Raw genomic sequence first — 20,187 nt, forward strand, 5'->3', positions numbered from 1 at the left:
TATCCCATGCTGACCATTTGGGGTCGTGAGAATTCGAACAACGTCAGGAAGGTGCTGTGGTGCGCCGCCGAACTGGGGCTGAGCTATACCCACATCAACGCCGGCGGGGCGTTTGGCAAGGTCAACGAAGAGAGTTACCGCGCGCTGAACCCGAACGGCCTGGTGCCGTTACTGCAGGACGATGACTTCGTGCTGTGGGAGTCCAACACCATCGTGCGCTACCTGGCGGCGAAATTCGGCGACGCGACGTTCTATCCGCAAGATCTGCAGGCGCGCGCCGCCGCCGAGAAATGGATGGACTGGACCACCTCGACCATCGTTCCGGCCTTCACCATCGTCTTTTGGGGCCTGATCCGCACTGCGCCAGAGTTGCGCGACATGGCGAAAATCGAAGCGGCGATCGCCACGCTGGAAAAACACTTCGACGTCATCGAACAGACGCTGGCGCACCAGCCTTACCTCTCCGGCGGCGCGTTCGGTTTCGGCGATATCCCGCTCGGCAGCTTCGCCTACGCCTGGTTCGAAATGCCGATCGCCCGCCGCCCACGGCCGAACATGGAGCGCTGGTATCAGCAGCTGCGCGCACGCCCGGCCTACCAGCGCTGCGTGATGAGCGCACTCACCTGACGCGTGCGGGGCGTTACGACGCCCCGACCTTCAGCAGCTTGCCGTCCCGTTCGTCCGTCAGCAGATACAGGTAGCCATCCGGCCCGCTGCGCACCTCGCGGATGCGTTCGCCGCGATCGCCCAACAGCCGCTCTTCCGCCACCACTTTGTCGCCCTCCAGCGTCAGGCGAATCAGTTCCTTTTGCGCCAGTGCGCCGATGAACAGCGAATGCCGCCAGGCGGGGAAACGCTGCCCGTCATAAAACGCCATGCCGCTGAGGCCGGGCGAAACCCGCCAATAGTGCAGCGGCTGTTCGGTGCCGGGCACCCGTTCCCCTTTGGCCTCCGGTATCGGTTGGCCGGAATAGTTGATGCCATAGGTGGCCAGCGGCCAGCCGTAGTTTTTACCCGGCAGCGGGATATTGAGCTCATCGCCGCCGCGCGGACCGTGTTCATGCTCCCAGATCGCGCCGCTCCACGGATTCAGCACCAACCCTTGCGGATTACGGTGGCCGTAGGACCAAACCTCCGGGCGTTTACCTGCCTGGCCGACCCAGGGGTTGTCCGGCGGTACCGCGCCCTCGGCGGTCAGCCGCACCAGCTTGCCCTGCAGTTTGTCGGTCTCCTGCGCCGTCGGCCGCTGGTTGTTTTCGCCCAGCGCGATAAACAGGTAGCCCTGCCGATCGAACGCCAGCTTGCCGCCAAAGTGATTGCCGACCGACAGCTTGGGCTGCTGACGGAAGATCACCTTAAAGTTTTCCAACCGCGCGCCATCGTCGCTCAGGCGGCCATAGCCGACCGCCGTACCGGCTTTGCCGCCCTCGCCCGGTTCGGCGAAGCTGAGATATACCCGGCGACTGGCGGCGAAGTCGGGGGCCGGCAACACCTCCAGCAGGCCGCCCTGCCCCTCGGCGTAGACCTGCGGCACGCCGGCGATCGGCGGCGATAGGCCCTTGCCCTGCAGCCACAGCCGCAGCCGGCCGGGCCGTTCGGTGATAAGCAGGCCTTGTTCCGCCGGCAAGAAGGCCAGCGACCATGGGTGTTCCAGGCCGTCCTGCAATTGGCTGACCGTCGGCGCGGCGTGCAGCAGGCCGCTGCACAGCAGCAAACCGGCCAGCAGAGTCAATCGGGGCATGGCGTCCTCCTGAAGATGAAATGACCCGTTTAGTGTAGCCCAGCCCGTCGTAATGGGTGTTTACATTACATTTCAACGGGTTGCCTTTTAGCCGCAGTGTGCTTAAGTTAATCCATAACCCAGGAGGAAAAATGGACATTACCGTTACCGACGCGATTGACGAACATACCCTCGATGCGATCAGGCAAGGCCTGCGCGCTTACAACCTGCCGCATATCGACACCAGCCACCGCAAGCCGCTCAGCGTCTATGCGCGCGACGAGGCCGGCACGGTGATCGGCGGGCTGACCGCCGAAACCTGGGGCAACTGGCTGAGCATCGAGTGGCTGTGGGTGGCGGATACCCAGCGCGGCAGCGGCCTCGGCGGCCGGCTGATGCGCGCCGCCGAGCACGAGGCGCAGGCGCGCGGCTGCCGCTACGCCCGTCTCGACACCTTCAGCTTCCAGGCGCGGCCGTTCTACGAAAAGCTCGGCTATCAGCTGCAAATGACGCTGAAAGAGTATCCGGTGGAACATGAGTGCTATTTTCTTACCAAAACCCTGACTGATTGATGGATGGACAGATGGACAGATGGACAGCAAAAGCATGGTGGTGAACTGTGTGGCGTACAAAGCCGGCCAACGGCTGGGCGAAGTGACCATCGACGATATCAGCGAGGTGGTCAAACAACCGGACACCTTCGTCTGGCTGGGGTTGCGGCAGCCGGAACCGGCGTTTATGCGCAAGGTGCAGGAGGAGTTCGGCCTGCACGATTTGGCGATCGAAGACGCGCTGTGCGCGCACCAGCGGCCGAAGCTGGAGACCTACGGCGACTCGCTGTTCATCGTGGTGAAAACCGCGCAGTGGGGCGAGCACGACGAAATCGAATACGGCGAAACCCACTTCTTCGTCGGCAAAAACTTTCTGGTGACGGTGCGCCACGGCGCCTCGCCCAGCTACGCGCCGATCCGCGCCAAGGCGGAAGAGAACCACAAGCAGATGTGCCGCGGGCCGGGCTTCGCCCTCTATTCGGTGTTGGACTTCGTGGTGGATAACTACCGCAGCGTGGTAACGCGCTTCGAGAGCACCATCGAGAACATCGAAGCCAACATGTTTCAGTCGGAGTTCGATCAGGCGGCGATCGAGAACGTCTATACTCTGCGCCGCCACCTGCTGGCGCTGCGCAACGCCGCGCTGCCGATGGATGAAATCTGCAACCAGCTGATCCGTCTGCACGAAGAAGTGATCCCGAAAGAGCTGCGCGCCTACGTGCGCGACGTGCAGGATCACGCGCATCAGGTGGTCAGCAACATCGACGACATGCGCGAAATGCTGACCAACGCCATGCACGTCAATCTGGCGCTGGTGACGGTCAAACAAAACGAAGTGGTGAAACGGCTGGCGGGGTGGGGGGCGATTTTGGCTATCCCGACGGTGATCTTCAGCCTGTACGGGATGAACTTCGCCGACATGCCGGAGTTGAAATTCCCGTGGGCCTATCACGCCACGCTGGGGGCGACCGCCGTCGGCTGTATTTTCCTGTATCAGAAGCTGAAGAAATCAGGCTGGCTGTAAGCGCCAAAACGGCGGATTTTCCCGCCGGAGAAACGATCGGCGGGGCAGCCGGATCCGCCGACTGCCCCGCTACTTCAATACAGCATCGGCCGCCGATCGCGATGCACATGATTGTAGCGGCCGATGCGCTTGTCATCGGCCGTGCTGATATCCATCGATGCCAGCACCATGCCTTCGCCTGTCAGGCTCTGCGTCAACGGGTAGCCATCGGCGTCGACGATCACCGAACCGCCGATCCACGCAACGCCGCGCTCCGTTTCGCAGCGATCGCACACCGCGATGAACAGCCGATTGACGGCGGCGTTGGCCTGCGCCTTCACCATCTCCGCCGGCCGTTCGCCCTGCGGACGCGGCGCCTGCGGCCAGTTAACCGGTGCGCACAGCAGCTGAGCGCCGGCCAGCGCCGGCAGCCGCACCCACTCCGGGAATTCAAGATCGTAGCAGATCATCACCGCCAACCGGCCAAAGCGGGTCTCGACGACCGGCGGCGGCCGATCGCCGGGGGTAAAGATCGAACTCTCTTCATGCCACAGGTGCGCTTTGCGATAAATCGCCCTGACCCCCTGCGCATCGATCAATGCCGCGCTGTTGGCCACCCCGCCATCGGGCAGCCGCTCGCAGAAACCGGCGACGATCGCCACATCCAACTCACGCGCCAGGGCCCCCCACAGGCTGAGGCTAGGCCCGTCTTCGGTCTCGGCCAACGCCCACGCCTCCGCCTTATCGCGCAACACATAGCCGCTGTTCACCAACTCCGGCAACACGATGACGTTGGCGCCGCGCTGCGCCGCATGACGGATCGCCTGAGCGGACTGCGCCCGATTATGCTCTGCTTCCCCTACCCGCAGCGCTAACTGGCAGCATGCGACGCTGATTTTACCCATGACTCACCTTCTCCTTACCCTCACCCTCACCGTTAAACCGACAGGGCGGCGATGCGCCCTGCTCCTCAGTAAATCAGTAAAGGCGCCGTGATAAAAGCCCGGATCGCGCCTCAGCGTTCAGTTTGCGCCTGCAGCTGCGGCGTCGGGCGGCTCAGCAGGCTGCCCAGCACGAAGGCGACGCCGCCGCCCAGCAGACCGCCGTAGATCGGGCTGTTGGCGTCGATGCCGTGCCAGATCATCAGCCCCACCACGCACAGGCTGCCGGTCAGCATGCTGGCGATGGCCCCAACGCTGGTGGCGCGCGGCCAGAAGATCGCCCCCACCAGCGGGATCAGCATGCCGCCCACCAACAGGTTGTAAGCCAGCGTCAGCGCCGCCAGTACGTCGCGCACCACAAACGCCAGCCCCAGCATGACCGCGCCCATGAAAAGCGTGGTGAAGCGCCCGGCGGCCAGCCCGCCGGAAGGTTTACGGCGGATGGCCGGCAGCACGTCCTCCAACGCGATGGTCGAAGACGCCAACAGGCAGGCGCTGGCGGTGGACATCAGCGCCGCCAGGGCCGCGGCGGCCACCAGCCCGCTGACGCCAACCGGCAACACCGCCTGCGCGATGGCGGCGAAGGCGCCGTCGGTGTTGCTGAGCGACGGCAGCACGATCTTGCCGGCCATGCCGATCAGCGCGCCGGTCACGCCGTACAGCACGCAATAGACGCCCGCCCCCAGCCCGGCGAAGCGCGCCACATTGGCGCTGCGGGCGGTGAACACCCGCTGCCAGATGTCCTGGCCGATCAGAATGCCGAAGAAGTAGATCAGGAAGAACACCAGAATGGTGTCCAGCCCGATCGACGACAGCTGGTAGTAACCGGCGGGCAGCAGGCTGGTGAACGCCTCCCAGCCGCCGGCCTTGACGATGCTCATCGGCATCAGCACCAGCATCATGCCGACGGTCATGATGATGAACTGAATGATGTCGGTCAGCGTCAGCGACCACATGCCGCCCAGCGTCGAATACAGCACCACCAGCCCGCCGCCGAGCAGGATAGACGCGCTGAACGACAGGCCGAACATCACCTGCATCACGCTGCCGATGGCGATGATCGAGGTCACCGCCACCATCAGGTCATACGCCAGCATGATCGCGCCGCTGGTGACCCGCGCCGCCGGGTGATAGCGCCGCGACAGCACCTGGCTGACGGTATACAGCTTCAGTTTGAGCAGCGGCTTGGCCAGCACCAGACTCAGCACCACAATGCCCAGCCCCAGCGCGCCGCACAGCCAGACGCCGGAGATGCCGTAGGTGTAGCCGAGCTTGACGCTGCCGATGGTCGACGCGCCGCCGAGCACCACCGCCGACAGCGTGCCCAGATACAGCCCCGGCCCCAGGTTGCGCCCGGCCACCAGATACGCCTCTTTGGAATTGGCGCGGCGAATGCCCATCCACCCCACCGCGCCTATCACCAGAAAGTAAAACACCACGACCAGCAGATCGAGATTCATGGGTACCTCCACTCCGTAGTTATTGTTATCAGGGGCCCCGACGCAACCGCTCCGCCGGTAGAGTCAGTAAGCCGGCCTCAGCGGGCCGGCAGCACGCACAGCATTTCAAACAGTAGGTTGGCCGCCAGCAGCGCGGTGTTACCGGAGCGATCGTAAGGCGGCGACACCTCCACCACGTCGCCGCCGACCAGGTTCAGTCCATGACAGCCGCGCACGATCTCCAGCCCTTGCCAGACCGACAGCCCGCCGACCTCCGGCGTGCCGGTGCCCGGTGCGAAGGCCGGATCCAGCCCGTCGATATCGAAGCTGAGATAAACCGGCGCTTCGCCCATCTGTTCGCGGATCTCCGCCATCAGCGGCGTCAGCGACCGGTGCCAGCAGGCCTCAGCCGGCACCACACGAAAGCCCTGGCGGCGTGACCAGTCGAAGTCATCCGCCGCATAGCCGCTGCCGCGCAGGCCAATCTGCACCACTTTTTCCGGCGCCAGCAGCCCCTCCTCAAACGCGCGGCGGAAGGTGGTGCCGTGCGCCAGCTGTTCGCCGAACATCTCCTCGTTGGTATCGGAATGCGCATCGACGTGGATCAGCCCGACCGGGCCATGACGACGGGCGACGGCGCGCAGCACCGGCAGCGTCAGGGTGTGATCGCCGCCGAGCGTCAACGGCGTGCAGCCGTGCGCCAGGATCTCGTGGTAAGCCGCCTCGATGCGCTGCACGCTGTCCGCCAGGCTGTAGGGGTTGATGGCGACATCCCCCAGATCGGCCACCTGCAGCCGTTCAAACGGCGCAGAGCCGGTGCCCATGTTGTAAGGACGGATCATCACCGATTCCTGGCGGATCTGGCGCGGGCCATAGCGAGTGCCGCTGCGGTTGGAGGTGCCGATATCGAGCGGAATGCCGACAAAGGCGGCGTCCAGACCGCGCGCCTGTTCTGCCGCGGGCAGGCGCATCATGGTGGGGAGGCCGGCAAAGCGCGGCATATCGTTACCGCTTTGGGGTTGGTTCAGCATGGCGTTTCCTTGTCGTTATCTGCGATGGATTGAAACATTTGAGCAACATTCGCAGGCTACCCCGGTGGCCACCTCGGCTACCATTCCCGCTTTTGCATGTAAACATCGGAAAACGCGATGCAACTAACCTATTGAAGTATTGATTTTTATTTCAACTTCATGCCATAAGAAAGGCCATATCTTCAGCGCCGCACCTATTTCTTCGATGTTAAAAATGGGTTAACCGGCCGACGTTCTGCGGAGGGGGAATGCTCACCAACCTAAGCGATATCGATCTGAAACTGCTGCGGGTGTTCGTCGCGGTAGCGGAAGCCCAGGGCGTCAGCGCCGCGCAGGAAGCGCTGCTGATGAACCAATCCACCATCAGCACCCATCTGGCCTCGTTGGAAACCCGACTGGGTTTTCGCCTGTGCCAACGCGGGCGCTCCGGCTTCCGGCTGACGCCCAAGGGCGAACGCATGCTGATCGCCTGCCGTTCGCTGTTCAACGCCGCCCGCGACTTCACCCGAGTCAGCCAGTCGCTGAACGGCCTGCTGACCGGCGATCTGCAAATCGGTCTGGTGGACAATCTGGTTTCGCTGCCGGGCAATCCGTTCAGCCAGGCCATCAAGCACTTTCAGCGGCGCCATCAGGACGTGCAATTGCAGTGCCGCATCTGTTCGCCGAACGAGATTGAGCAAGGGCTGCTGCACCAGCAGCTCGATCTGGGCATCGGCTACTTCGGCCAACAGCTGGAGGAGTTACGTTATCAGCCGTGGCTGGAGGAAATACAGGCGATCTACTGCAGCACGGATCACCCGCTGTTCGCGGTGGAAGAACCCGAGCGCGAGCAGATTGAAAACGCGCGCTGGGTCAAGCGCGGCTACCTGCTGGCGCAGCAGCTGTGCCCGATCGCGCCGCCTCACTTGGCGGCGGTGGCTCACCATATGGAAAGCGTCGCCCATCTGGTGCTGAGCGGTACCTGTCTTGGCTATCTGCCCACCCACTACGCGGCGCGCTGGGTGGAACAGGGACTGCTGCGGCAGTTGGGCGGCACGGCGCTCTCTTATCGCGCCACGCTTAGCCTGGTCAGCCGCCCCGTCCAGCCCAACGAGGCGTTGAACGCGCTGCTGGAGGATTTGGCGCGCGCCGGCGAAAAAAAGCCCCGCATGCGCGGGGCCTGACGGACGTTAACTGACCGGCATGCGCGCCGGATCGGGATACTGGTATTCAAAACCCAGCTCGTTGCAGATGCGGTTGCCGTCCACCAGCCGCTCGTCCTGCTCCGCCTCGTCGGCGAACTGCGGCGGCTCCAGATGCAACTGCTCGGCCAGCGCCGGATAAAATTCGCGCTTGGCCGGATGACGCGGCGCGCACAGGTTGTACACGTGGCCGCCCTTCGGCAGCTTCAGCAACAGCTGGATGGCGGCGATGACGTCGTCCTGGTGCACCAGATTCACCCCCTGCGAACCGCCCTTCACGTCGAGCTTGCCCGCCAGGAAGCGGCCGGGGTGACGATCGGCGCCCACCAGCCCCGCCAGGCGCAGAATGTCCACCGAGGTGTTCGGCAATTCATGCAGCCAACGTTCCAGCTCGGCCAACACCCGCCCTGACGGCGAGACCGGCCGCAACGGCGACTCTTCGCGCAGCGTGCCTGCGGTTTCGCCGTACACCGAGGTGGAACTGGTGAAGATCACCCGCGGCACGCCAAAGGCCATCGCGCTGTCCACCAGCATACGCACCGCATTGAAATAGTTTTCGCTGCCTTCGACGGTGCGGCGAGCGGGCAGTGTCACCACCAACGCATCCACGCGCAGCAGCGATTCCAGATCGTCCGGATCGCACACCAGCTCCGGCGTCAGTTCCAGTTGGTAGCATTCGATGCCGCTCATGCGCGCGGCCTCGACGCCGTCCGGCGTGGTTTTGCTACCGACCACGTCATACCCGCGCCCCATCAGCGACAGCGCCAACGGCATGCCCAGCCAACCCAAACCAATAATGGCTACCTTTTTCATCCTCTTCCTCTCTTGAAGATCGCAGCGCCCTACCCCTAAGGCTACGCCACTGCGCACGGCGATACAATCTGCCCGGCTTAAGGTCAGGTAAAGCTGTCTGTGGCTAATAACCTAACCTGTTTCAATAAATTAAATTTATGACGTTAAAAAAGGGTTGCGCGGTGGACAGCGGATAGTTTAGCTTAATTGGCATACGGTTTTTACCGGCTTTTGATTAGAGAAAAACACCATGACACGCGTTCAGTTCAACCACCATCATCACCATCACCCTGACTAGTCTTTCAGGCGATGAGTGCTGGAAGACGGTTTGTTAATCTTCCAGTGGCGCGCAGAACGCAAGAGAGAGCCCTCGGAAGATTTCTTCCGAGGGTTTTTTTTTTGGCTCCGTACAGACAGAAAGAATAGTTTTTACAATAAATTCATAAAATTACAGATTAAACAGAGGTTACCATGCTGGACAAGACACGTTTACGGATCGCAATGCAGAAGTCGGGCCGCCTGAGCGATGAATCCCAGGAACTGCTGGCGCGCTGCGGCATCAAGATCAACCTGCAGCAGCAGCGTCTGATCGCCTTCGCCGAGAACATGCCGATCGATATCCTGCGCGTGCGCGACGACGATATTCCGGGCCTGGTGATGGACGGCGTGGTCGATCTCGGCATCATCGGCGAAAACGTGCTGGAAGAAGAGCTGCTCAGCCGCCGCGCCCAGGGCGAAGACCCGCGTTACTTCACGCTGCGCCGCCTCGATTTCGGCGGCTGCCGCCTGTCGCTGGCCACCCCGCTCGACGCCGAATACGCCGGCCCGCAAAGCCTGCAGGACGCCCGCATCGCCACCTCTTACCCGCACCTGCTGAAGCAATACCTCGACAAGCAGGGCGTGCGCTTCAAATCTTGCCTGCTGAACGGCTCGGTGGAAGTGGCGCCGCGCGCCGGTCTGGCCGACGCCATCTGCGATCTGGTCTCAACCGGCGCCACGCTGGAGGCCAACGGCCTGCGTGAAGTCGAAGTGATCTACCGCTCCAAGGCTTGCCTGATCCAGCGCGACGGCGAAATGCCGGAAGCCAAACAGCAGCTGATCGATCGCCTGATGACCCGCATTCAGGGCGTGATCCAGGCGCGTGAATCCAAATACATCATGCTGCACGCGCCGAGCGAGAAACTGGACGAGATCGTCGCGCTGTTGCCGGGCGCCGAGCGCCCGACCATTCTGCCGCTGGCCGGCGCGCAGAACCGCGTGGCGATGCACATGGTGAGCAGCGAAACCCTGTTCTGGGAAACCATGGAAAAACTGAAAGCGCTCGGCGCCAGCTCGATTCTGGTGCTGCCGATTGAAAAGATGATGGAGTAACGCCATGTCGACCTTCAACACGCCGATCGATTGGGCGACCAGCAGCGCCGAACGCCAGGCCGAGCTGCTGATGCGCCCGGCCATCGCCGCCTCTGACAGCATCACCCGCACGGTGAGCGAGATCCTCGACAACGTGAAGGCCAACGGCGATCGGGCGCTGCGCGACTATAGCGCCCGTTTCGACAAGGCGGAAGTCTCGGCGCTGCGCGTCAGCGCCGAGCAGATCGCCGCCGCCGCCGCGCGGTTGGGCGACGACATCAAACAGGCGATGGCGGTGGCCGTCGCCAACGTGGAAACCTTCCACAACGCGCAGCGGCTGCCGCCGGTGGACGTCGAAACGCAGCCGGGCGTGCGCTGCCAACAGGTGACCCGCCCCATCGACTCGGTCGGCCTGTATATTCCCGGCGGATCGGCGCCGCTGTTCTCCACCGTGCTGATGCTGGCGACGCCGGCACGCATCGCCGGCTGCCGCCGGGTGGTGCTGTGCTCGCCGCCGCCGATCGCCGATGAGATCCTGTATGCGGCGCAGCTGTGCGGCGTGCAGGAAGTGTTTCAGGTCGGGGGCGCGCAGGCGATCGCCGCCCTGGCGTTCGGCACCGAGAGCGTGCCGCGCGTGGCGAAGATCTTCGGGCCGGGCAACGCCTTCGTGACCGAAGCCAAGCGGCAGGTCAGTCAGCGCCTTGATGGCGCGGCCATCGACATGCCGGCCGGCCCTTCGGAGGTGCTGGTGATCGCCGACGCCGGCGCCACTCCGGCGTTCGTCGCTTCCGATCTGCTGTCGCAGGCCGAACACGGCCCGGATTCGCAGGTGATCCTGCTGACGCCGGACGCGGCAATGGCGCAGGCGGTGGCCGAAGCGGTGGAAAGCCAGCTGGCCGAGCTGCCGCGCGCCGAGACCGCCCGTCAGGCGCTGGCGAGCAGCCGCCTGATCGTAGCGCGCGATCTGGCTGAGTGCGTGGCGATCAGCAACCGCTACGGCCCGGAGCACCTGATTATTCAGACCCGCAATGCGCGCGAACTGGTGGACGGCATCACCAGCGCCGGCTCGGTGTTCCTCGGCGACTGGTCGCCGGAGTCCGCTGGCGATTACGCCTCCGGCACCAACCACGTGCTGCCGACCTACGGCTACACCGCCACCTGCTCCAGCCTTGGGCTGGCCGACTTTCAAAAACGCATGACGGTGCAGGAGCTGACGCCGCAGGGCTTCAGCAACCTGGCCGCCACCATCGAGACGCTGGCTGCCGCCGAGCAGCTGATCGCCCACAAGAACGCCGTGACCCTGCGCGTCGCCGCCCTGAAGGAGCAAGCATGAGCATCGAAAAACTGGCGCGCGCCAACGTTCGCGAGCTGACCCCTTATCAATCGGCGCGCCGCCTCGGCGGCAAGGGCGACGTATGGCTGAACGCCAACGAATACCCGATCGCCCCGGAATTCCAGCTGACCGCGCAAACCTTCAACCGCTATCCGGAGTGCCAGCCGGCGCAGGTGATCGAACGCTACGCCGCCTATGCCGGGGTGAAGAAAGAGCAGGTGCTGGTCAGCCGCGGTGCCGATGAAGGCATCGAGCTGCTGATCCGCGCCTTCTGCGAGCCGGGCAAAGACGCTATTCTGTTCTGCCCGCCGACCTACGGCATGTACGCCGTCAGCGCCGAAACCTTTGGCGTGGAGCGCCGCACCGTGGCCGCCAAAGAGGACTGGCAACTGGATCTGCCGGCCATCGCGGACAGCCTGGACAACGTGAAGCTGATCTACGTCTGCAGCCCGAACAACCCGACCGGCAACCTGATCGACCCGGACTCTCTGCGCAGCCTGCTGGAGCTGGCCAAAGGCAAGGCGATCGTCGCGGTGGACGAAGCCTATATCGAGTTTTGCCCGCAGGCTTCGGTAGCCGGTTGGCTGAGCGACTACCCGCACCTGGCTATTTTGCGTACGCTGTCGAAGGCCTTTGCGCTGGCCGGCCTGCGCTGCGGCTTTACGCTCGCCAATGAAGATCTGATTGCCCTGCTGCTGAAGGTGATCGCCCCTTACCCGCTCTCGACGCCGGTGGCGGATATCGCCGCGCAGGCGCTGAGCGAAGAAGGTATCCGCACCATGCGCCAGCGCGTCACCGACATCGCAGCCACCCGCAGCTGGCTGCAGCAACAGCTGGAGAAATGCGCCTGCGTCGAGCAGGTTTTCGCCAGCGACAGCAATTACCTGCTGGCTCGCTTCACCGCCTCAAGTAATGTGTTTAAAAGCTTGTGGGATCAGGGCATTATCTTACGAGACCAAAACAAACAGCCCGGGTTGTCCGGCTGCCTGCGCATCACCATAGGCACCCGCGACGAATGTCAACGCGTGGTGGACGCCTTGTCCGCCCTGCCCGGCGCCAACCAGACTCGCCAGGAGCCAATGTGAGCCAAAAAATCCTCTTTATCGATCGTGACGGCACGCTGATCGCCGAGCCACCGGAAGATTTCCAGGTTGACCGCCTGGACAAGCTGGCGCTCGAGCCAGACGTGATCCCTTCCCTGCTGGCGCTGCAACAGGCGGGATATCAGCTGGTGATGATCACCAATCAGGATGGGCTCGGCACCGCCAGTTTCCCGCAGGAGACCTTCGATCCGCCGCACAACCTGATGATGCAGATCCTCAGTTCGCAGGGCATTCAGTTCGCCGATGTGCTGATCTGCCCGCACCTGCCGGCGGACAACTGCGACTGCCGCAAGCCGAAAACCGCGCTGGTGAAAGGCTACCTTGAACCCGGCGTGCTCGATACCGCGCACAGCTACGTGATCGGCGATCGGCCGACCGATGTGCAGCTGGCGGAAAACATGGGCATCCAGGGGCTGCGTTACCAGCGCGGCGTGCTGGGCTGGAAAGAGATCGTGCGCCAGTTGACCCTGCGTGACCGTCACGCGCGGGTTAATCGCGTGACCAAAGAGACGCAGATCGACGTCAACGTCTGGCTGGATCGCGAAGGCGGCAGCAAGATCAAAACCGGCGTCGGCTTCTTCGATCACATGCTGGATCAGATCGCCACCCACGGCGGCTTCCGCATGGAGATCGACGTCAAAGGCGACCTGTATATCGACGATCACCATACGGTAGAGGACACCGGCCTGGCGTTGGGTGAAGCCCTGAACAAGGCGCTCGGCGACAAGCGCGGCATCGCCCGCTTCGGCTTCGTGCTGCCGATGGACGAATGCCTGGCGCGCTGCGCGCTGGATATCTCCGGCCGCCCGCACCTGGAGTACAAGGCCGAGTTCAACTATCAGCGCGTCGGCGATCTCAGCACCGAAATGGTCGAGCACTTCTTCCGTTCGCTCTCTTACACCATGGGCTGCACGCTGCACCTGAAGACCAAGGGCAAAAACGACCACCACCGGGTCGAGAGCCTGTTCAAAGTGTTTGGCCGCACGCTGCGCCAGGCGATCCGCGTCGAGGGCAATACCCTGCCGAGTTCGAAAGGAGTGCTGTGATGAACGTGGTGATTTTGGATACCGGCTGCGCCAACCTGGCCTCCGTCACCTACGCGGTGCGGCGCCTGGGTTATCAGCCGGAGGTGAGCCGCGATCCGGAGATCGTGCTGCGCGCCGACAAGCTGTTCCTGCCGGGCGTCGGCACTGCGCAGGCGGCGATGGATCAGCTGCGCGAGCGCGATTTGATCGAACTGATCAGGGCCTGCACGCAGCCGGTGCTGGGCATTTGCCTCGGCATGCAGCTGCTGGCGGCCAGCAGCGAAGAGAACGGCGGCGTGACCACGCTCGGCCTCATCGATACGCCGGTCAAGCAGATGACCGACTTCGGCCTGCCGCTGCCGCACATGGGCTGGAACCAGGTGTCCGCGCAGGCGGGCCACCATCTGTTCCGCGGCATCGATGACGGCGCCTACTTCTATTTCGTACACAGCTATGCGATGCCGATATGCCCCAGCACCATCGCCCAGGCGAACTACGGCGAGCCCTTCACCGCCGCCGTGCAAAAAGACAACTTCTTCGGCGTGCAGTTTCATCCAGAACGTTCTGGAGCAGCCGGCGCGCAACTGTTGAAAAACTTTCTGGAGATGTAGGCAGCATGATTATTCCGGCTTTGGATTTGATCGACGGCAACGTGGTGCGTTTGCATCAGGGCGATTACGGCCAGCAGCGCGACTACGGCAACGATCCGCTGCTGCGTCTGCAGGACTATCAACAACAGGGCGCCCAGGTGCTGCACCTGGTCGATTTGACCGGCGCCAAGGATCCGGCGGCGCGCCAGATCCCGCTGCTGCGCAAGCTGCTGGCGGGGGTTGACGTGCCGGTGCAGGTCGGCGGCGGCATCCGCAACGAACAAGACGTCAGCGCCCTGCTGGAGGCCGGCGCCACGCGCGTGGTGATCGGCTCCACCGCGGTGAAACAGCCGCAGTTGGTGCAACGCTGGTTCGAGCGCTACGGCGCCGACGCGCTGGTGCTGGCGCTGGACGTGCGCATCGATGCACAGGGCGTAAAACGCGTGGCCATCAGCGGCTGGCAGGAAGATTCCGACGCCACGCTGGAACAGGTGGTGGAGCAGTTCCTGCCCTACGGGCTCAAACACGTGCTGTGCACCGATATTTCGCGCGACGGCACGCTGGCCGGTTCCAACGTGGCGCTGTATCAGGAGATCAGCCGCCGTTATCCGCAGGTGGCCTTCCAGGCCTCGGGCGGCATCGGCAATCTGGACGACATCGCCCAGCTGCGCGGCAGCGGCGTTGCCGGCGTGATCGTGGGGCGCGCCCTGCTGGAAGGTAAATTTAGCGTTGAGGAGGCGATCGCATGCTGGCAAAACGGATAATCCCGTGCCTGGATGTTAAAGACGGGCAAGTGGTGAAAGGCGTGCAGTTCCGCAACCACGAAATCATCGGCGACATCGTGCCGCTGGCGCAGCGCTATGCGCAAGAAGGCGCGGACGAGCTGGTGTTTTACGATATCACCGCCTCGAGCGATGGCCGGGTGGTGGACAAAAGCTGGGTGTCGCGCGTGGCGGAGGTGATTGATATTCCGTTCTGCGTCGCCGGCGGCATTAAAAGCGCCGAGGACGCCAGCCAGATCCTGTCTTTCGGCGCCGACAAGATTTCGATCAACTCGCCGGCGCTGGCCGATCCTGAGCTGATTAGCCGCCTGGCTGAACGCTTTGGCGTGCAGTGCATCGTGGTGGGCATCGACACCTGGTTCGACAGTGAAACCGGCAAGTATCACGTCAACCAATATACCGGCGACGAGAGCCGCACCCGCATCACCCAGTGGGAAACCCTCGACTGGGTGCAGGAAGTGCAGCGCCGCGGCGCCGGTGAGATCGTGCTGAACATGATGAATCAGGACGGCGTGCGCAACGGTTACGACCTGCAGCAGCTGCGTCGGGTGCGCGAGGTCTGCAAAGTGCCGCTGATCGCCTCCGGCGGCGCGGGCACCATGGAGCACTTCCTGGAGGCGTTCCGCGATGCGGACGTCGACGGCGCGCTGGCGGCGTCGGTGTTCCACAAACAAATCATCAATATCGGCGAACTGAAAAGGTTCCTGGTCGAACAAGGCGTGGAGATTCGCGTGTGCTGACAGAACAACAGAGAAACCAGCTGGACTGGGAAAAAACCGACGGCCTGATGCCGGTCATCGTGCAGCACGCCGTTTCCGGCGAAGTGCTGATGCTGGGTTACATGACGCCGGAAGCGCTGACCACCACCGAGCAAAGCGGCAACGTCACCTTCTTCTCGCGCACCAAGCAGCGCCTGTGGACCAAGGGTGAAAGCTCCGGCCACTTCCTTAAGGTGGTCAGCATCACGCCGGACTGCGATAACGATACGTTGCTGATATTGGCCAACCCGGTCGGCCCGACCTGCCACCTCGGCAACAGCAGCTGCTTCCACCCGGCCGCCAGCGACTGGACGTTTCTCTATCAGTTGGAACAGCTGTTGGCGGAGCGCAAGCATGCCAGCCCGGACAGCTCATACACCGCCAGCCTGTACGCCAGCGGCACCAAGCGCATCGCGCAGAAGGTCGGGGAGGAAGGCGTGGAAACCGCGCTGGCCGCCACGGTCAACGATCGCGAAGAGCTGACCAACGAAGCTTCGGACCTGATCTATCACCTGCTGGTGCTGCTGCAGGACCAGGATTTGGATCTGAGCGCGGTGATCGGCCGGCTGCGCGAGCGGCATCAGAAAAAAGCATGACGTTAACTCGCACGCAATAAAAAAGCCGCCGGGCGTTAACCTCGGCGGCTTTTTTTATCGCTCAACGAGCGGGCTTATTCCATCCATTCGGTATGGAACACGCCTTCCTTGTCGATGCGTTTATAGGTGTGCGCACCGAAGTAGTCGCGCTGCGCCTGGATCAGGTTCGCCGGCAGCACCGCGGAACGGTAGCTGTCGTAGTAAGCGATCGCAGCGGAGAAGGTTGGCGTAGGGATACCGTTCTGCACGGCGTAGGCCACTACGTCACGCAGCGCCTGCTGGTATTCGTCGGCGATTTGCTTGAAGTATGGCGCCAGCAGCAGGTTGGCGATATCGGCATCCGCCGCGTAAGCGTCGGTGATCTTCTGCAGGAACTGAGCGCGGATGATGCAACCGGCGCGGAAGATCTTGGCGATTTCGCCGTAGTGCAGATCCCAGTTGTTTTCTTTAGACGCGGCTTTCAGCTGAGAGAAGCCCTGCGCGTAGGACACGATTTTGCCCAGATACAGAGCGCGACGCACTTTCTCGATGAACTCGGCTTTGTCGCCGGTGAACGGCGCCACTTTCGGGCCGGTCAGCACTTTAGACGCGGCAACGCGCTGATCTTTCAGCGAGGACAGGTAGCGTGCGAATACCGATTCGGTGATCAGCGACAGCGGTTCGCCCAGATCCAGCGAGCTCTGGCTGGTCCATTTGCCGGTGCCTTTGTTGGCGGCTTCGTCCAGGATCACATCGACCAGGTATTTACCCTCTTCGTCTTTCTTGGTGAAGATGTCTTTGGTGATGTCGATCAGGTAGCTGTTCAGCTCACCCTTGTTCCACTCGGCGAAGGTTTCGGCCAGCTGCTCGTTGCTCAGATTCAGCGCCTGTTTCAGCAGAGAATAGGCTTCGGCAATCAGCTGCATGTCGCCGTATTCGATGCCGTTATGCACCATCTTCACATAGTGGCCGGCGCCGTCTGCGCCAATGTAGGTCACGCAAGGCTCGCCTTCCGCAACCGCAGCGATTTTCTCCAGGATCGGCGCCACCAGCTCGTAAGCTTCTTTCTGGCCGCCAGGCATGATGGAAGGCCCTTTCAGCGCGCCCTCTTCACCGCCGGAAACGCCGGTGCCGATGAAGTTGAAGCCCTGGTCGGACAGTTCGCGGTTACGACGGATGGTGTCCTGATAGTAGGTGTTGCCGCCGTCGATCAAGATGTCGCCCTTGTCCAGGTGCGGAGTCAGCGAGGCAATGGTTTTATCCGTTGCTTCGCCCGCTTTCACCATCAGCAGGATGCGGCGCGGTTTTTCCAGTGATTCGACAAACTCTTCAACGGTGTAATACGGCGCCAGATTCTTGCCCGGGTTCTCAGCGATCACTTCGTCAGTTTTGTCGCCAGAACGGTTGAAAATGGAAACGGTGTAACCACGGCTCTCGATGTTCAGCGCGAGGTTGCGGCCCATTACCGCCATGCCGACAACGCCGATTTGTTGCTTGGACATTTAGGAACTCCTGTCTGAGGATGACCCTGCCGGCAACGTCGGCCAGCAGGTTTTGTGATGTGGCACACATGTTAACTCAGGATTGAGCCGGGTGGGTAGTGATTGGTGCGATAGGTCACATAACTCGTCTAAATTTTCAGTAACCTGCCAGACCATTCAATCGGGCTTATTATGCCTTCCCAGCAGGGATTCGTAGATTTTCGCGTATGCCTCGACCATTTGTTTGGAGGTGAACATCTCTTCGTAGCGTTCATACGCCTTATTACCGAATGTCTCCGCCAACTTGGGGTTCTCCCAAAGCTTATCCATTGCCTTTCTCAATGCCGAAGGATCCGATGGAGGGATCACCAGTCCCGTCTGATCATTGACGTTGATAAAGGTAGTCCCTGTCCCTATTTCACTTGAAATCATGGGTTTTCGGTACATGGCACCTTCCAGTAGCGAAATGCCAAACGCTTCCGAGCGTAAATGTGACGGAAATACAATACCATAGCTCAGCGTCAGTAGTGCCGATTTATCCTCATCCGGCAATGCGCCAAGAAAATGAACGTTTTTCAGTCCCAAGTTCTGAGCCTGCTCACGTAATTCACTTTCGATCGGCCCGGCCCCTACGATCACGATAGGATAGTTTGCACCGATAGCCGCCTCTAGCAGTATATGTAATCCTTTATAATAGCGTAACGTGCCAATAAATAAGAAAAATGGTTGGCCGAGCTGACGCTGCCATTTTTCCAAGCGGCTCGGTTCTGGCACCGGATATGTCTCTTTATCCAGACCTATCGGAATCACAGAGACTTTATTTTTGAACGTTTCCAATACGTCACTGGTGGCCACATAGTTCGGTGATGTTGCTACGATGCAATCTATTTTACGCAAGAACAGGTGCATCAGTGGCTTATATAACCTAAGAAGGTTTTTTTGCCTGATAATATCAGAGTGATAACTAACCACTGTCGGCTTATTCACTCCCGAGAGGAAGTGTACAAGATCCATGTATGGCCATGGGAAATGATAGTGGATGATATCCGCTTGCTCGCTGAGCTCTTTAAATTTCTTTATGACGCGAAATGAAAATGGGTTAGATGCAATGCTGAAATCTTGTCTGACTTTATGAGCTGTATGCTGTGAAATAGTTTCGCAACTATCCTTATCTGCAGGCGTTACGGACAAAACATCCGTCGATATACCCTTCTCTACACCACCTTCAGCGAGTTGGTATATCACTTGCTCAATGCCGCCAAATGAGTCAGGATAATAGGTTTTATAAAAATGGAGTACTTTAATCATTATTAGTCAATTTTTGATAAACGTTTAAAGTTTGGCTAGTGCAATTTTTCCAGGAAAACGTTGCTGCATGTGACAAACCTAATGCAATTGCATCCTTTCTCCACGCTTCATCTGTCAGCCCTCTGATAATAAGCTGCGTTAATAAGCTGACATCCTCAGGAGAGTGAGTTAATGCCGCATCACCTGCGATTTCCGGCAAAGATGAACTGTTGGAACAAATCACCGGAGTTCCCGAGCTCATCGCTTCCAATACCGGAAGCCCAAAGCCTTCATAGTGTGATGGGAAAACAAACAGCCTGGCTGCAGAGTACAATAATGGCAATTCTTCTGCAGCCGCAAATCCCAGATACTTAAGCCATCCCTCACGCTGTCCTCGCTCTATTTCCTGCATAATGTCATCATTGCGCCATCCCTTATAGCCGGAGAGGACTAATGGATAACGGGCACGCAATCCGTCAGGCAGTTTTCTATAAGCATGAATAAGGGAAAGAATATTCTTTCTCGGCTCAATGGTACCAACGAATAAGGTGAAGGCTTTATAGCTTAAATCAAATTTTTTTAAAACTCCAGATACGTGTTCTACCTGACGAGGGTAAAAATCAGGCGAGCTTGCCAGATGAACCGTGTGGATTTTCTCAATTGGATAATCGAAATATTCATGAATCTCTTTACGAATATAGTTCGAGACCGTGATGAGACCATTCGCCCTCGACAATGCTTTCATCATTTCTTTCTTGGTATAACGATTCCTTTTAGGATCGAAACAGTGCTCCCATTTAAAAGGAGAAAGATCATGAAACGTTGCCACTGCAGGGCCGTCAAAAGGAGGGAGGAAATAATTAGGTCCATGAAAAAGGCAACGTTCGTAGCCACGCAGCGCCTTCTTTTTTAGTTGTGGCATAAGCAATCTGTAGGTCTCAATAGCCAATGAATTGCTCTGCACAATTTTTTTCAACCAGTGACTACTATCAGATGTATTTTTTGCCGTAGGTATGTTAGATAAAAAACGGGTACCGGAGAAAAAATTTAGTTCTTCAATTTCGTTGTGGCTTTGCAAGCCTTTTGCCAACTCATAGGTATAACGCCCTATGCCAGTCAACGGGAACTTGATAGGCTCAACGGAAAGAATTATTTTCATCTAAAGTCACATTCCATAGAATATCTATGCTTTCAACATAGTAGATTCAATGCAGTAGTAGAAATCACACCTACTGCATTGAATAA

Annotated in this window: 21 protein-coding genes and 1 other annotated feature; of the genes, 13 read left to right on the forward strand and 8 right to left on the reverse strand. The window is 60.4% G+C overall.

The features are described from left to right. Positions 1–6: 6 nt before the first annotated feature. Complete coding sequence (locus AC2CGQ_RS11590) at positions 7–627, forward strand: glutathione S-transferase family protein (RefSeq protein ID WP_099982695.1); 621 nt, start codon at positions 7–9, stop codon at positions 625–627. Between the two features lie 13 nt (positions 628–640). Here the strand turns inward: AC2CGQ_RS11590 and AC2CGQ_RS11595 are convergent, their stop codons facing one another. After that, positions 641–1,741, reverse strand: coding sequence for a PQQ-dependent sugar dehydrogenase (locus tag AC2CGQ_RS11595; RefSeq protein ID WP_075684361.1), 1,101 nt, complete (start codon positions 1,739–1,741; stop codon positions 641–643). Between the two features lie 131 nt (positions 1,742–1,872). Here AC2CGQ_RS11595 and AC2CGQ_RS11600 point away from each other — a divergent pair, with 131 nt between their 5' ends. Both AC2CGQ_RS11600 and AC2CGQ_RS11605 read left to right on the forward strand, forming a co-directional pair. Continuing rightward, a complete protein-coding gene (locus tag AC2CGQ_RS11600; RefSeq protein WP_172574596.1) occupies positions 1,873–2,292 on the forward strand; it encodes a GNAT family N-acetyltransferase in 420 nt (139 codons plus the stop codon). A gap of 19 nt (positions 2,293–2,311) precedes the next feature. Beyond that, positions 2,312–3,295, forward strand: a complete 984-nt coding sequence (locus AC2CGQ_RS11605) for a magnesium and cobalt transport protein CorA (protein WP_015377262.1) — start codon at positions 2,312–2,314, stop codon at positions 3,293–3,295. A 74-nt stretch (positions 3,296–3,369) separates the two neighbouring features. Here AC2CGQ_RS11605 and AC2CGQ_RS11610 read toward each other — a convergent pair whose 3' ends face one another. From AC2CGQ_RS11610 to speB, 3 genes are all read right to left on the reverse strand, one after another. Then, positions 3,370–4,179: a nitrilase family protein gene (locus AC2CGQ_RS11610; protein WP_076740415.1), complete on the reverse strand. Its 810-nt coding sequence runs from the start codon at positions 4,177–4,179 to the stop codon at positions 3,370–3,372. 110 nt (positions 4,180–4,289) lie between these two features. Then, complete coding sequence (locus AC2CGQ_RS11615) at positions 4,290–5,675, reverse strand: sodium:solute symporter family protein (protein WP_044031580.1); 1,386 nt, start codon at positions 5,673–5,675, stop codon at positions 4,290–4,292. Positions 5,676–5,752: 77 nt separating this feature from the next. Further along, positions 5,753–6,685: an agmatinase gene (gene speB / locus AC2CGQ_RS11620; RefSeq protein ID WP_015377259.1), complete on the reverse strand. Its 933-nt coding sequence runs from the start codon at positions 6,683–6,685 to the stop codon at positions 5,753–5,755. A 248-nt stretch (positions 6,686–6,933) separates the two neighbouring features. Between speB and AC2CGQ_RS11625 the strand changes: the two genes are divergently transcribed. Then, entirely contained in the window at positions 6,934–7,848 is a 915-nt protein-coding gene (locus AC2CGQ_RS11625; protein ID WP_049187404.1) for a LysR family transcriptional regulator, read from the forward strand. A 6-nt stretch (positions 7,849–7,854) separates the two neighbouring features. Here AC2CGQ_RS11625 and AC2CGQ_RS11630 read toward each other — a convergent pair whose 3' ends face one another. Next, positions 7,855–8,679 (reverse strand): SDR family oxidoreductase, encoded by an 825-nt coding sequence (locus tag AC2CGQ_RS11630; protein ID WP_015377257.1) that lies wholly within the window; start codon positions 8,677–8,679, stop codon positions 7,855–7,857. A gap of 229 nt (positions 8,680–8,908) precedes the next feature. Between AC2CGQ_RS11630 and hisL the strand changes: the two genes are divergently transcribed. From hisL to hisIE, 9 genes are all read left to right on the forward strand, one after another. Then, positions 8,909–8,956, forward strand: a complete 48-nt coding sequence (gene hisL / locus AC2CGQ_RS11635; protein WP_100396937.1) for a his operon leader peptide — start codon at positions 8,909–8,911, stop codon at positions 8,954–8,956. Beyond that, positions 8,932–9,058: a sequence feature (His leader region), on the forward strand. It overlaps the preceding gene by 25 nt. A gap of 71 nt (positions 9,059–9,129) precedes the next feature. Beyond that, entirely contained in the window at positions 9,130–10,029 is a 900-nt protein-coding gene (gene hisG, locus AC2CGQ_RS11640) for an ATP phosphoribosyltransferase (RefSeq protein ID WP_015377256.1), read from the forward strand. Positions 10,030–10,033: 4 nt separating this feature from the next. Continuing rightward, positions 10,034–11,341, forward strand: a complete 1,308-nt coding sequence (hisD, locus tag AC2CGQ_RS11645) for a histidinol dehydrogenase (RefSeq protein WP_004938796.1) — start codon at positions 10,034–10,036, stop codon at positions 11,339–11,341. Continuing rightward, positions 11,338–12,426, forward strand: coding sequence for a histidinol-phosphate transaminase (hisC, locus tag AC2CGQ_RS11650; RefSeq protein ID WP_015377255.1), 1,089 nt, complete (start codon positions 11,338–11,340; stop codon positions 12,424–12,426). The genes hisD and hisC overlap by 4 nt, the downstream gene beginning before the upstream one ends. Beyond that, on the forward strand, positions 12,423–13,490 hold the full coding sequence (gene hisB / locus AC2CGQ_RS11655; protein ID WP_015377254.1) for a bifunctional histidinol-phosphatase/imidazoleglycerol-phosphate dehydratase HisB: 1,068 nt from the start codon (positions 12,423–12,425) through the stop codon (positions 13,488–13,490). Before hisC ends, hisB begins: the two co-directional genes overlap by 4 nt. Continuing rightward, positions 13,490–14,080, forward strand: coding sequence for an imidazole glycerol phosphate synthase subunit HisH (hisH, locus tag AC2CGQ_RS11660; protein ID WP_004938803.1), 591 nt, complete (start codon positions 13,490–13,492; stop codon positions 14,078–14,080). Before hisB ends, hisH begins: the two co-directional genes overlap by 1 nt. 5 nt (positions 14,081–14,085) lie before the next feature. Then, positions 14,086–14,823, forward strand: coding sequence for a 1-(5-phosphoribosyl)-5-[(5-phosphoribosylamino)methylideneamino]imidazole-4-carboxamide isomerase (gene hisA, locus AC2CGQ_RS11665; RefSeq protein ID WP_060559073.1), 738 nt, complete (start codon positions 14,086–14,088; stop codon positions 14,821–14,823). Continuing rightward, positions 14,805–15,581: an imidazole glycerol phosphate synthase subunit HisF gene (gene hisF, locus AC2CGQ_RS11670; protein ID WP_033633500.1), complete on the forward strand. Its 777-nt coding sequence runs from the start codon at positions 14,805–14,807 to the stop codon at positions 15,579–15,581. The genes hisA and hisF overlap by 19 nt, the downstream gene beginning before the upstream one ends. Then, a complete protein-coding gene (hisIE, locus tag AC2CGQ_RS11675; RefSeq protein WP_166444990.1) occupies positions 15,575–16,195 on the forward strand; it encodes a bifunctional phosphoribosyl-AMP cyclohydrolase/phosphoribosyl-ATP diphosphatase HisIE in 621 nt (206 codons plus the stop codon). The genes hisF and hisIE overlap by 7 nt, the downstream gene beginning before the upstream one ends. A 74-nt stretch (positions 16,196–16,269) precedes the next feature. Here the strand turns inward: hisIE and gndA are convergent, their stop codons facing one another. From gndA to AC2CGQ_RS11690, 3 genes are all read right to left on the reverse strand, one after another. Continuing rightward, the gene (gene gndA / locus AC2CGQ_RS11680; protein WP_004938815.1) at positions 16,270–17,676 is read right to left on the reverse strand and encodes an NADP-dependent phosphogluconate dehydrogenase; all 1,407 of its coding nucleotides are present in this window, start codon (positions 17,674–17,676) and stop codon (positions 16,270–16,272) included. Between the two features lie 156 nt (positions 17,677–17,832). Beyond that, on the reverse strand, positions 17,833–18,963 hold the full coding sequence (locus tag AC2CGQ_RS11685; RefSeq protein WP_021504313.1) for a glycosyltransferase family 4 protein: 1,131 nt from the start codon (positions 18,961–18,963) through the stop codon (positions 17,833–17,835). Then, positions 18,956–20,101: a glycosyltransferase family 4 protein gene (locus AC2CGQ_RS11690; RefSeq protein ID WP_071826104.1), complete on the reverse strand. Its 1,146-nt coding sequence runs from the start codon at positions 20,099–20,101 to the stop codon at positions 18,956–18,958. Before AC2CGQ_RS11690 ends, AC2CGQ_RS11685 begins: the two co-directional genes overlap by 8 nt. Positions 20,102–20,187 lie beyond the last annotated feature (86 nt).

The sequence above is a fragment of the Serratia sp. DFXYC6 genome (genome assembly GCF_057196085.1).